We start from the raw sequence: 12,005 nt of genomic DNA, 5'->3' as shown, positions 1-12,005 counted from the left end.
GCCTTTGATCTATCTAGGTGCGTCAGTAAGTTAAGCGTGTCCCGCCTTTTGGGACGTAAGCGATCATGAGTCAAACAGACCCGGGGAGCGCCCCTCTGCACACCTTCGCCATTTGCGGGTGTCCAGAGGGCGGCTGCCCTTGGGGCCCTCCCGCTGGGAGGGTTTGGGAGGGGAAACTTCACTTTGGAAATTCTGTTCAGCGATTTTTTTCAGCGGGCGCTTGCGGGCGGTCTGCTGATTGGAATTACGGCGCCGCTTATGGGCGTTTTTCTTGTGCTCAGACGGCTGTCAATGATTGGAGACACGCTGGCCCATGTAACGATCGCCGGTGTGGCGCTCGGATTTTTGGCCGGCTTTTATCCGCTGGGAGCGGGACTGATCTTTGCCGTCGCGGCTTCCTTCGCAATCGAGAAGCTGCGCAAAGCCTACAAGAGCTATGCAGAGCTGTCGATCGCCGTGATTATGTCGGGCGGCGTGGCGTTGGCTTCTTTATTTTTTACCTTGGGAAAAGGGTATAACGCCGATGTGATAAGCTACCTGTTCGGCAGCATTTATACGCTCGACAATACCGATCTCCTGGTTGTCGGCATCGTGACCGTTGCGGTCATAACCGTGGTGACGCTGTTCTTTAAGGAGTTCTTTCTGCTCAGTTTTGAGGAAGATGCCGCCAACGTCAGCGGATTGCCCGTGAAGATGCTCAATATGCTGATTACGGTTCTAACGGCTCTGGTCATCAGTACGGCAATTAAAATCGTCGGCTCGCTGCTTGTGTCGGCGCTCCTGACGATCCCGGTGGCCATCAGCCTGCTGCTTTCACGCAGCTTTAGGATATCCGTCATTTTGTCCGTCGTTATTGCCGAAATTGCCGTTGTAAGCGGGCTGGTCATCGCTGGGATCTGGAATCTGGCGCCGGGTGCGACGATCGTGCTGCTGCTAATCGCCTTACTCGTGCTGACGCTTATTGGCAAAAAAGGAATACGGGTATAGTTTAGGCCGGAAGAAGAAAGTGCAGCAGCAAAAACCGGAAGCCCGAAGGCTACCGGCAAAGTGACTGAAGGAGAGATGCCGCTATGTCCAACATTAACGCGGGAATCGCTTTGGCCGCCGGTCTGGCTTCATTCATTTCCCCCTGCTGTCTGCCGCTGTATCCTTCCTATTTATCTTACATAACCGGACTGTCGGTACGGCAGCTGAGAACGGGAGATCAGCGAAGGGAAGCACGGTTTCGGACGTTAAGCCATACGCTGGCTTTTGTTCTCGGATTTTCCGCCGTCTTTTATACGCTTGGCTTCGGAGCCGGAGTATTTGGGCAGTTCTTCATCGGACAGCGCGAGCTGATCCGGCAGTTGTCTGCCATCCTGATTATTGTGATGGGACTGTTTCTGCTCGGTATTTTCCAGCCCCGTTTCCTGATGCGCGAGCGCAAGATGGAGCTCAGCCGCAGACCCGCGGGCTATGTCGGCTCTTTCATTTTCGGCATCGGCTTCTCGGCAGGCTGGTCGCCCTGCATCGGTCCGATCCTGACGGCGATTATCGCCCTGTCGGCGAGCGAGCCGGGAACCTGGCTGAAGCTGATCACGGCCTACAGCATCGGGTTCGCGCTTCCTTTTTTTCTGTTGGCATTCTTTGTCGGGGGTGCCCGGCGGCTGCTGAAATATTCAGGTCCATTGATGAAGATCGGTGGGGCGCTTATGGTGTTTATGGGCGTCCTGCTGTTCACGGACCAGATGTTCCGGATTACCATTTGGCTTCAGAGCGTAACCCCAAACTGGCTTAAATTCTAAGAAGATATATGAAAAAAAGTCAGGTGAAGTAATCGATTCTGCCTGCCGGAAAATGCTCGAAAATGCGCTCTGTGATAAATTCCCGCAGGGCGTTTTGCTGCTCGCCCTGATAGACGTATTTATTTTGTCCCCAGCGGCCCCACTTCTTTTTGCGTTTCTCGATATCCATCTCAAGCTTGGTCTTCGGGTAGCGCTTCTCAATGACCGCTTTGGCTGTCTTGGTGAAACGGTGCTGGATCAATTCGAAGGTCAGGTCTTTGCCAGCCTCGGGCGGTAGCGCCTGTGCAAGCTTGGCCAGCAGCTCGGCATAGCCTTCCTGCCAGCCGTCATACCAGATGATCGGCGCAATGATGAATCCCAGCGGATAACCGGCGCGGGCCACTTGTCTGGCAGCCTCGATCCGTTCTTCAAAACGCGAGGTATTCGGTTCGAAATTGCGGATGACATAGCCTGCGTTGACGCTGAACCGGATGCGGGTATGATCGTTATGCGCAAGTTCCAGCAGCGGTTCGACATGCTGGTATTTGGTCACAAACCGCAGCCTGCCGAGCGGCTCTTCGGCCATGAACGAAATGAGTTCCGAAAGCGATCCGGTGATATGCTCAATCCCAAGCGGGTCCGAGGTACAGGCCGCCTCAAAGGTCGTGATTTCGGGCGCCCGCTCCTCGATATAGCGTTTGGCTGCGGCAATGATGTCTCCGGTGTTGACATAGACGCGAATATAGGGCTTTGCTCCAAGCGTCGTTTGCAAATAACAATAATGGCAGTGGCCCATACAGCCGGTGGCGATGGGAATGGCGTATTCCGCTGAAGGCTTGGATTGGTCGAACTCCAGGGTCTTGCGGACGCCGACGACAAGTGTCCGTTTGGCGATTTTGTACTGCTCCATTTCACCCTCTCCGGGCAGATTGGTTATCCGGTTATGGGAAGTGGTCATACGATAAGGAATGCCGCGTTCCCGCACCCACTCCATAATGCGCTCGCCCTTCGGGTAAGAGAGCGCGTCAGGCTCAAAATATACCAGTTCCGGAATAAACAGCCCCGTCGGTTTCCTTGGCGTTCTGGAAATCGGACGCTCAGGCGTCAGCACAGTCATGGACTCACACTCCTTTGCAAAAAGGGATAGACTTATTTTGCCGAATGGCAGCTTAATGAACCCTGGCAATGTATGCATCGTGGACGAAGGCCCCTTTGCGCTTTCGACTTGCCAAGCCCGGGGAAATACATGTATCATTGTTAGAGCAAGGTTTGGCCTTTTGCGCCATGGTTACTATAGAAAAGAGGTAATTGCATGCCAACTCCCAGCATGGAGGATTATTTGGAGCGCATATACAAGCTGATTGATGAAAAAGGATATGCGCGGGTTTCGGATATTGCCGAGGGGCTGGAAGTGCATCCCTCATCCGTTACCAAGATGATCCAAAAACTGGATAAGGACGAATATCTCATCTATGAGAAATATCGTGGGCTCGTCCTGACCACCAAAGGAAAAAAAGTAGGCAAACGCCTAGTGGACCGCCACAAGCTGCTGGAAGAATTTCTAGCGATAATTGGCGTCCAGGAGCAGAATATTTACAGGGATGTCGAGGGAATCGAGCATCATCTGAGCTGGGACTCCATTACATGCATCGAGTCGCTTGTGGAATTTTTCCGCCGTGACCCAAGCAGAATACAGGCGCTTAATGAGATTCACCAGGAACTTTACAGCGATTCTTAAGCAAGAAGAAACGGCTGAGCCGTTCTTATAGAGCGGTAACCGCTTCCTTGTGAAAATTATATTTCAAGAGACCGGAAACGGAGACTGACCCGATTGGGCGGTACGCCGTTTCTTTTATTTTTGCGCAACCTTTTCCAATTTTTCTCGTCCAAACTTGTAGCATAATACAGGATTGCAATTTTGGGGGAGGAATTATGAAACTGAAGAAATGGTTCATCGGGATGATGCTGATGCTGCTCTGCGTTCCGCTGCTGTCTTCCGGCGCCGTTCGCGCGGCTTCGGCCGTCATCACACTGGAGCTTGACGGAATGACGCTTGCCAGCGACGTGCCGCCTTATATTACGGCCAAGTATGTCACCATGGTTCCGCTGGGGGTTATCAGCAAGGGTCTTGGCGCGCAGGTGCAGTGGAATCAGAGCACCAGAACCGTCACGATCACCAAAGACGACAATGAGCTAATGCTCACCAGCGGCAAAAAAACGGCTGCGGTCAACGGCTCTTCCGTTTCCCTGGACAACTCGGTCGAGATCCGGCAGGGACGGATTATGGTGCCGATCCGGTTCGTAGCGGAGCAGCTCGGGCTCCAGGTCGTCTGGAATCACGCCGCGAAGCAGATTTCGCTGTATACGGGAGCGGAGCCTCCCCAGGTTAGAGATCCGGTGGAGCCGACCATACCGACCGTGCCGACTCCGACGGTTCCCAGTATACCGGCGCCGACCGTGCCGACGGTTCCGACCATTCCCGGTGCCGGCAGCAAGGCGATGAAAGGGGTATGGATTTCCACCGTTTTCAATCTGGACTGGCCTTCGTCGTCTTCAATCGGGAAGATCGATCAGCAGAAAAAAGAGATGGGCAGCCTACTCGACAAGCTGAAGGCGGTCGGCTTCAACGCCGTATTCGTACAGGTGCGTCCCAGCGGCGACAGCCTGTACCCGTCTTCGATCGTTCCCTGGTCGAAGGTGCTGACAGGCACTCAGGGCAAGGACCCGGGCTATGATCCGCTCCAGTTTATGGTCGCAGCAGCGCATGACCGCGGAATGCAGTTCCATGCCTGGTTCAATCCGTTTCGTGCGACGACGGACGCCGGGACGGCCTCGCTTGCCGTCAATCATGTCGCCAAGCTGCATCCCGAGTGGATCGTCAAGGCGGGCGATAAGCTGTATATCAACCCGGGAATTCCGGAGGCCCGCCAGAGCATCATCGATACAGTGCTTGAAGTCGTGAAAGGCTACGACATCGACGGCGTTCATCTGGACGATTATTTCTACCCGTCTTCCACTTTTGATGACGACAGCGCATTTAGGGCCTATAACGCCAAGGCCATCGTCAGCAAAGCCGACTGGCGGCGGGATAACATCAACAACTTCGTTCGCGAGCTGGGGACTCAGATTCACGCGATTAAGCCCGCGGTTTCGTACGGCATCAGCCCGTTCGGCGTCTGGCGCAATATCGATAAAGACAGCACCGGCTCGGATACTTCGGCAAGCGTGTCCGCGTACGACGATATGTACGCCGATGTGCGGACCTGGATTCGGCAGGGCTGGGTCGACTATGTCGCGCCGCAAATCTATTGGAGCCTGTCCTTTGAGAAGGCGAGATACGATAAGCTGGTGGACTGGTGGGTGAATGAGGTCAGGAATACGGGCGTGAAGCTGTATATCGGCCAAGCGGCCTACAAGGTGGGCGCGGCGGACCAAAGCGCCGAATGGCAGAGCGGCGAACAGATTATCAACCAGTTGAAATACAACGAGAAATACGACAGTGTGCAGGGCAGTATTATGTTCCGGGCAAACGACATTGTGGTCCGGAATCCGGCGGGCCTGAGCAGTCTGCTGACGTTTTATTTTAAATCCTGACTCTATAAGGCATTAAATATCCCCCGTGCTCATAGATAAGCAGTATAAGTCTATGGGAACGGGGGATTACCGTTTATGGAGATCAATGCGGTGTTTGAAGGGGGCGGCGTAAAAGGCATTTCGCTTGCTGGAGCGGTGCAGGCGTCAGAGGAGGCGGGCGTTACATTTGGAAGGGTGGCAGGGACCTCCTCGGGCTCCATTGTCGCCTCGATGATCGCAGCCGGATACAGCGGGGAAGAAATGAGCAGAATTATTCAGGGCACCTCGTTCCGATCTTTTTTGAAACGGTCTCCCGTCTTCAACACAAAGCTGATAGGTCCGGCCCTGCGGGTCATGCTGAAAAAGGGGCTTTACTCGGGAGAGGCGCTGGAATCATGGATACGCGGCATTTTACAGCAGAAGGGAATTGTTTCTTTTCGTGATCTTCCTCCGGGTAAGCTGTCGATCATCGCTTCCGACATTACAGATGGCCGGCTTGTTGTTCTGCCTGAGGGACTTGAGGAGTATGGGATCAACCCCGATTATTTTGAGGTGGCCAAGGCGGTGCGCATGAGCTGCAGCATCCCGTACTTCTTCGATCCCGTGATGCTGCGCAGAAATGGGAAAGCGGCGGCGGGAAAGTCTTTTACCGAACAGTTCGTGTACATGGTGGACGGGGGATTGTTGAGCAACTTCCCGATGTGGCTGTTTGAGGGAAAAGAGACGGGACAGCTGGGAGCGGTAAAAGTTCCGGTAGTCGGCTATCAGATGGTAGGACGCACGGCACCGCAGGCTCACCGGATCACCGGACCGTTTAGCATGCTTCAGGCGCTTGTCGGAACGATGCTGTCGGCACATGACGAGCGCTATATCGAGCAGGAGAAGGTTGTCCGCACCGTCAAAATTCCGACACTCGGCATCGGTACAGTCCAATTCGAGCTGACCCCTGAACAGAGCATCGCGTTGTACGATTCCGGATACCGGGCGGGGAAGGAATTTTTTCAGAAATGGCGTCCGGACCGGCTGGATAAGCTGCCTAATATAAATAAAAAAGCGTCTTCGCACTCCTAAGAGGAATGCGGAGACGCCGAACATTGTACTTCCATCAGTGATATTTGGGCAGCTGTTCTTCTTCATTTTTTCCTTTGCTGCCTTCAATGACCCGAAAAGGATAGGTTTTGCGTTTGCCGGCCGGCGGCTGGCTCTTTCTCATGCCCGCAACCTTCGCCAATGTCTTCTGGGAAGGCTTCACCTTGATTTTGGACCGGCTGCCGCTTCCGGCAAACCGGCGGGGAGGAAATTTGTAGAGCAGATACAAGACCAGAAACAGAACAACGGGAATGATAAAGCCTCTTAGCGAACTGAGGCCAAATCTTGCCAAACCCGATGCGAGACCGAAAACCGCTAGCACTACCGCGCTCCAAAAAATCAAAGCATGCCTTTTCATAGGCCACTCATCCTTTCGCAGGGTCCAATATGCCTCCGGTTACACTTGATTGTTGATATCCTTTCGCTTCGATGGCCGCATCCAATTCGCGCATGCGGTTAAAGGAAGCGATCGATACTTCCACCTGATCGTCCTTTGGTTCTTTCGTTGTGAGCAGCTGCAACCACAGTCCGGGATAGCCCAGATAGCGCAGAACGGGAAGTTCGCGTACGGCGTTGGTGCCTTTCAGCACTTCAAAGGACACGCCGATAACGACCGGCAGCAGAATAAGACGCTGAACAATCCGCTGCACCAGGGTATCCCAAGGCACAAGGGAGTAAATGATGACGCCGAGCACAATCGTCAGCATCATGAAGCTGCTTCCGCAACGGTAATGCAGGCGGCTGTGCTTCTGCACGTTCTCGACCGTCAATTCGTCGCCGGCTTCGAATGCGCTGATGACCTTATGCTCCGCGCCGTGGTACTGAAACAATCTTTTGACCACAGGGGTCTGGGAAATGGCCCAAAGGTAGACCAGCAGCAGCACGAGCTTGATAGCTCCTTCAATGAGGTTGTGCAGAATATAGTTGTCAAATGCATTGCGGAACAAAAAATCTTCGACAAATACGGGAACGAGGGTGAAAATAACTTTCCCGAAAATGAAAGACAGAATACCCATGACCGCTACGCCCAAAATCATGCCGAGGCTCCAGCCTTCTTCTTTACCTTTCTGTTTCTTCTGCTTGGCGAGTTCTTCCGGCTCACTTTCGTCTTCCGCATAAGCCTCGGCGGAATAATTCAAATGCTTGGAACCCTTAGCGCTGGCATCTATAATACTGACAAGGCCCCGGAGCAGCGGAATCTTGCGCAGTTTCATAACCCAGTTCTTCTCGCTTCTCGGCACCTCCAAAAAAGTAATCTCCTGATTCTTCCGCCGTACGGCTGTCACATTGACATGCTTGCCGCCGAACATAACGCCTTCGATGACGGCCTGACCGCCGTAGCTCGGAGTTTCCTGGGACAACCAATTCACCTTCCCATAAAAAGTAGTATGTTGCTCTCTATATTCTTCATTGTAACTAATTTTTGTTTACATTTCTACTTGGATCGATCTTTCCTGAGCATACTAGGCTATATGCAGGATCATCGGCCGATGACGAGGCCTATTCTTATAATAGAAAGCGGGGGAGTACGGCAGTATGGGCAATACGGTGAGTCAACGGCGGCCAAAGACAAATCCGCTGTTTTTTGCGATTGAGACGGGTTTTTTTGCGGGCCTGATCTGGGGCGTAGTGCAGTGGATTTTCTCTGTGTTCGGATTTACAAAAGTGATTCCGGGGTATCTTGGCGAGCCGTTCTTTCGGCATAAATTTCTGTTGACCGGCGCCGGGCAGCTGGTGGGGTATTTGCTGTTCATCGGCTTTTCGGTTCTCTGCTCCATCATTTATGTTCTGATTTTTCGAAAAATAAAAGGGCCTTGGGCAGGAATGCTCTACGGAATTCTCTGGTGGTCCGTACTCTTTTTGGCCTGCTCCTGGCTATTTCTGATGCAGCCGCCTTTCCGGCTTCCCTGGGATTCTGTCATCAGCGAGTTCTGCCTGTTCCTGATGTGGGGATTGTTTATCGGCTATACGGCCGCGACTGAATATACGGATGAACGCAAACGGGATAGCAGTACGGGAATGGCCTGACAATCCGGAAAAAAGTAAGCCGGGAATCGGCTCAGTTCATCATTCTTCTATATCAAAAAAACTTCTCAGGCGGCATGGCCCTATGTTACAATACAATGTGGCTATTTTCGAGAGGAGAATGATGATGGGCAACAACCGAGTCTCCAAACTGCGGAAGGTAGTGCAGGATCACGGTCTGGACGCAATGTTAATCACAAGCGGCATCAACCGCCGCTATTTGAGCGGATTTACCGGTTCATCCGGCTATGTGCTGATTACGGGCGACGAAAGCTATTTGCTGACAGATTTTCGCTATATGACCCAGGCATCGGAACAGAGTAAAGGGCTTAAGATTGTGCAGCACGGCCCGAAGTTTATCGATACGGTCCGCGAACTGCTGCCAAAGGGCGGGCAAGCGCGTCTCGGCTTCGAGCAGGATGACGTCGCATACGGCGCCTATGCCTCTTACGCGGAAGCGTTGAAGACGGCGGCCGAGCTCGTTCCGGTATCCCAGGCTGTGGAGAAGCTCCGCATGTTCAAGGATGAAGACGAGCTTGCCGTGATGAGAAGGGCCGCGGATCTTGCAGACGATACGTTCCGGCACATTCTGAATGTGATCAAGCCGGGCATGACCGAACGGGACGTAGATCTGGAAATGGAATTCTACATGCGAAGCCACGGGGCGACCTCATCGTCCTTTGATACGATTGTGGCTTCAGGGGAACGGTCCGCGATGCCGCATGGCGTTGCGAGTCAGAAGGTGATTCAGACCAATGAGTTCGTAACGTTCGATTTCGGCGCGCTGCTGGACGGCTACTGCTCCGATATCACACGGACGATCGCGCTGGGCAGCCCCGATCCGAAACTAAAAGAAATTTACGACATCGTGCTGGAGGCTCAGCTGTATGCGCTGGAGCATATCAAGCCGGGTATGACCGGCAGAGAATGCGACGCTTTGTCGCGGGACATCATCGCCCGTTACGGGTACGGCGAGCAGTTCGGACACAGTCTTGGCCATGGCCTCGGCATGGAAGTGCATGAATGGCCGCGGCTGTCCAAGCTCAGCGATGATGTGCTGCAGCCGGGCATGGTTGTCACCGTGGAGCCGGGCATTTACGTTCCGGGACTCGGGGGCGTCCGCATTGAGGATGATGTAGTCGTCACGGAGAACGGCGTCGAGCGATTGACCCATTCGTCCAAGGACTACACGGTTTTGTAAACTTCGGTTATGCCGCCTGCGTAGGCTGCGACCTTAAGAGTTTAATTGTTCTAATAAGGACAAGTCATTTTTGAATTCAGGAGGGGTTAATTAGTGATTTCCGTTAACGATTTTAAAACAGGCCTGACCGTTGAGGTGGACGGCGACATTTTTACGGTGCTGGATTTCCAGCACGTCAAACCGGGCAAGGGCGCGGCTTTCGTCCGCTCCAAGCTGAAGAACCTGCGCAACGGCAACACCGTTGAACGCACATTCCGCGCGGGCGAAACGATCGGCCGTGCCATCATCGAGAACCGCGCCGTGCAATATCTTTATGCAAGCGGCTCCGAGCATGTGTTCATGGACAACCAAACGTACGATCAATTCAGCCTTGAAGCCGATCAGCTTGAATGGGAACTGAACTTCCTCAAGGAAAACATGACAGTGAACATTGTCAGCTACCATAGCGAGCTTCTCGGCATCAACCTGCCGACCAGCGTAGAACTCAAGGTCGTTGAAACTGAGCCAAGCGTCAAAGGCAATACTGCTCAAGGCGCGACCAAGTTTGCCAAGCTGGAAACCGGTCTTTCCGTGCAGGTTCCGCTCTTTATCAACGAGGATGATGTGCTTCTGGTCGATACTCGCGAAGGCAAGTATATTTCCCGCGCGTAGTCTTTCTTTATATGCAACTTCTTGTCCCAGCCCGGCCTCCCCGCAGCGCAATGCGGGGAGGCTTTGGCGTTCATGGGCTTGAGAGATGCCGTCTTTTTTTGCAAAATAATTAACGCATCCGGTCACTTTCGTATTATACTGGTTTAAAGCGGGAAACCGAATGTTTCAAGTGCTACATAGAATTTGAAGTAGGGAGTGAATGAAGCTTTGTCACTTTATGTCATGAAATTCGGAGGCAGCTCCGTCGGAGATACCGAGCGTATGAAGCGGGTCGCCAAACGCATCGCAGACAAGCAGGATGAAGGCCACCGCTGCGTCGTGGTTGTATCCGCCATGGGGGACACGACCGACGAACTGATCGATAAGGCCAAGCTGCTGAGCAGCCAGCTGCCTGCGCGTGAGATGGATATGCTGATGACGACGGGGGAGCAAATCTCCATTGCGCTGCTGTCCATCGCCCTCAGCGGCATTGGACGCGAAGCAGTGTCCTATACCGGCTGGCAGGCCGGCTTCCGTACGGACGAGACGCACGGACGGGCGCGGATTAATGAGATTGTGCCCCGCCGGGTGCTGGAAGCGCTCGAGAAAAACAAGATCGTGATCGTTGCCGGTTTCCAAGGGATGACCATTGACGGCGAGATTACGACGCTCGGACGAGGCGGTTCCGATACGACGGCGGTTGCGCTCGCGGCGGCCATCAAAGCGGATGTCTGCGAAATCTATACCGATGTCGACGGGGTTTACTCCACCGACCCGCGCATCGTGAAGAATGCGCGCAAGCTCAAGGAAATCTCATATGACGAAATGCTGGAGCTCGCCAATCTGGGCGCCGCCGTGCTGCATCCTCGCGCGGTGGAATACGCGAAACGGTACCAGGTGAAGCTGGTTGTGCGGTCGAGCTTTAATTATAATGAAGGCACTGTGGTGAAGGAGGAAGCAAGCATGGAGCAGGGAGTGGCGGTTAGCGGCATCGCTTACGACAAAAATGTGGCGCGGATCAGCATTTCGGGAGTGGCCGACGTTCCCGGCGTACTGGCCCGGGTGTTCGGCAAGCTGGCCGATGAAGGCATCAACGTGGATATCATCGTGCAGAGCGGTGTACAGAACGGGGAAGCGGATTTCTCTTTCACCATCTCGCTGGACGAAATGGAACGGGCCAAAGAGGTCATCCGTCAAATCCGTGAAGAACTGCCGTACCGTGAGGTAACATCGGAAGATAATCTGGTCAAAATCTCCATCGTCGGCGCGGGCATGGTCAGCCATCCGGGCGTGGCGGCGCAGATGTTCGAGGTGATTTCGGGTCTTGGAATCAGCATTAAAATGGTCAGCACCTCCGAGATCAAGGTATCCTGCGTCGTGGAGTCCGGCAAGCTTAAGGAGGTTATCCAAGCGCTGCATACGGCGTATGGGCTGGATACCGATCAGCAAGTATTTGTAGGCGGTCCGCAGGATCGCCGCTAAGCCGGCGTCAAGACATTATAACGGAACTGTGATCATTCCGCGGTTTATGATTTAGCAATAGCAAGGGACTGTTTCCGAAAGCCTGGCATGGCTTTTGGAAACAGTCCCTTTGTCGTAGTGCGCCCGGCATGGGCGATAACTAGGCGGTGAAAGTCCGCTACAGGCTTGGCAGTAGGAACTGTTAGCCAAAGGCAAGGGTGTCCGTCGCGAGGCGGAATCTGAAGGAAGCTGGAGGCAAACCC

At 53.7% G+C, this 12,005-nt stretch carries 12 protein-coding genes; 9 read left to right on the top strand and 3 right to left on the bottom strand.

Translation table 11 applies throughout. From position 1 onward, the window contains the following. The first annotated feature begins 183 nt into the window (after positions 1 to 183). Complete coding sequence (locus tag EH198_RS10845; protein WP_124695566.1) at positions 184 to 987, top strand: metal ABC transporter permease; 804 nt, start codon at positions 184 to 186, stop codon at positions 985 to 987. Between the two features lie 83 nt (positions 988 to 1,070). Beyond that, positions 1,071 to 1,784: a cytochrome c biogenesis CcdA family protein gene (locus EH198_RS10840; protein WP_124695565.1), complete on the top strand. Its 714-nt coding sequence runs from the start codon at positions 1,071 to 1,073 to the stop codon at positions 1,782 to 1,784. 19 nt (positions 1,785 to 1,803) lie between these two features. Here the strand turns inward: EH198_RS10840 and splB are convergent, their stop codons facing one another. Further along, positions 1,804 to 2,880: a spore photoproduct lyase gene (gene splB / locus EH198_RS10835; RefSeq protein WP_124695564.1), complete on the bottom strand. Its 1,077-nt coding sequence runs from the start codon at positions 2,878 to 2,880 to the stop codon at positions 1,804 to 1,806. 195 nt (positions 2,881 to 3,075) lie between these two features. Here splB and mntR point away from each other — a divergent pair, with 195 nt between their 5' ends. From mntR to EH198_RS10820, 3 genes are all read left to right on the top strand, one after another. Continuing rightward, positions 3,076 to 3,501, top strand: a complete 426-nt coding sequence (mntR, locus tag EH198_RS10830) for a transcriptional regulator MntR (RefSeq protein WP_124695563.1) — start codon at positions 3,076 to 3,078, stop codon at positions 3,499 to 3,501. Positions 3,502 to 3,695: 194 nt separating this feature from the next. Next, positions 3,696 to 5,357, top strand: a complete 1,662-nt coding sequence (locus EH198_RS10825; RefSeq protein WP_124695562.1) for a family 10 glycosylhydrolase — start codon at positions 3,696 to 3,698, stop codon at positions 5,355 to 5,357. 75 nt (positions 5,358 to 5,432) lie between these two features. Further along, the gene (locus EH198_RS10820) at positions 5,433 to 6,407 is read left to right on the top strand and encodes a patatin-like phospholipase family protein (protein ID WP_124695561.1); all 975 of its coding nucleotides are present in this window, start codon (positions 5,433 to 5,435) and stop codon (positions 6,405 to 6,407) included. A 34-nt stretch (positions 6,408 to 6,441) separates the two neighbouring features. Here the strand turns inward: EH198_RS10820 and EH198_RS10815 are convergent, their stop codons facing one another. Both EH198_RS10815 and EH198_RS10810 read right to left on the bottom strand, forming a co-directional pair. Then, the gene (locus tag EH198_RS10815; protein WP_124695560.1) at positions 6,442 to 6,783 is read right to left on the bottom strand and encodes a hypothetical protein; all 342 of its coding nucleotides are present in this window, start codon (positions 6,781 to 6,783) and stop codon (positions 6,442 to 6,444) included. A 7-nt stretch (positions 6,784 to 6,790) separates the two neighbouring features. Further along, on the bottom strand, positions 6,791 to 7,735 hold the full coding sequence (locus EH198_RS10810) for a DUF1385 domain-containing protein (RefSeq protein WP_124695809.1): 945 nt from the start codon (positions 7,733 to 7,735) through the stop codon (positions 6,791 to 6,793). A gap of 226 nt (positions 7,736 to 7,961) precedes the next feature. Between EH198_RS10810 and EH198_RS10805 the strand changes: the two genes are divergently transcribed. The 4 genes from EH198_RS10805 (at position 7,962) to EH198_RS10790 (ending at position 11,763) form a co-directional block, all read left to right on the top strand. Beyond that, complete coding sequence (locus tag EH198_RS10805) at positions 7,962 to 8,453, top strand: YqhR family membrane protein (protein WP_124695559.1); 492 nt, start codon at positions 7,962 to 7,964, stop codon at positions 8,451 to 8,453. Between the two features lie 124 nt (positions 8,454 to 8,577). Then, positions 8,578 to 9,651 carry a M24 family metallopeptidase gene (locus tag EH198_RS10800; protein WP_124695558.1) on the top strand — a complete coding sequence of 358 codons (1,074 nt, stop codon included), beginning with the start codon at positions 8,578 to 8,580 and terminating at the stop codon, positions 9,649 to 9,651. 93 nt (positions 9,652 to 9,744) lie between these two features. Beyond that, on the top strand, positions 9,745 to 10,302 hold the full coding sequence (gene efp, locus EH198_RS10795; RefSeq protein WP_124695557.1) for an elongation factor P: 558 nt from the start codon (positions 9,745 to 9,747) through the stop codon (positions 10,300 to 10,302). A gap of 207 nt (positions 10,303 to 10,509) precedes the next feature. Further along, positions 10,510 to 11,763: an aspartate kinase gene (locus EH198_RS10790; protein WP_124695556.1), complete on the top strand. Its 1,254-nt coding sequence runs from the start codon at positions 10,510 to 10,512 to the stop codon at positions 11,761 to 11,763. The last annotated feature ends 242 nt before the right edge of the window (positions 11,764 to 12,005 follow it).

Source organism: Paenibacillus rhizophilus (genome assembly GCF_003854965.1).
Classification (GTDB): domain Bacteria; phylum Bacillota; class Bacilli; order Paenibacillales; family Paenibacillaceae; genus Paenibacillus_AQ; species Paenibacillus_AQ rhizophilus.
The sequence above is the reverse complement of the archived record's forward strand: the minus strand, read 5'-3'. Positions and strand labels throughout refer to the sequence as shown.

Bases quoted from the DNA above. Each gene is read 5' to 3' on its own strand.
- EH198_RS10840 (WP_124695565.1), top strand. From the start codon at position 1,071: ATGTCCAACATTAACGCGGGAATCGCTTTGGCCGCCGGTCTGGCTTCA.
- splB (WP_124695564.1), bottom strand. From the start codon at position 2,880: ATGACTGTGCTGACGCCTGAGCGTCCGATTTCCAGAACGCCAAGGAAA.
- mntR (WP_124695563.1), top strand. From the start codon at position 3,076: ATGCCAACTCCCAGCATGGAGGATTATTTGGAGCGCATATACAAGCTG.
- EH198_RS10825 (WP_124695562.1), top strand. From the start codon at position 3,696: ATGAAACTGAAGAAATGGTTCATCGGGATGATGCTGATGCTGCTCTGC.
- EH198_RS10820 (WP_124695561.1), top strand. From the start codon at position 5,433: ATGGAGATCAATGCGGTGTTTGAAGGGGGCGGCGTAAAAGGCATTTCG.
- EH198_RS10815 (WP_124695560.1), bottom strand. From the start codon at position 6,783: ATGAAAAGGCATGCTTTGATTTTTTGGAGCGCGGTAGTGCTAGCGGTT.
- EH198_RS10810 (WP_124695809.1), bottom strand. From the start codon at position 7,735: ATGTTCGGCGGCAAGCATGTCAATGTGACAGCCGTACGGCGGAAGAAT.
- EH198_RS10805 (WP_124695559.1), top strand. From the start codon at position 7,962: ATGGGCAATACGGTGAGTCAACGGCGGCCAAAGACAAATCCGCTGTTT.
- EH198_RS10800 (WP_124695558.1), top strand. From the start codon at position 8,578: ATGGGCAACAACCGAGTCTCCAAACTGCGGAAGGTAGTGCAGGATCAC.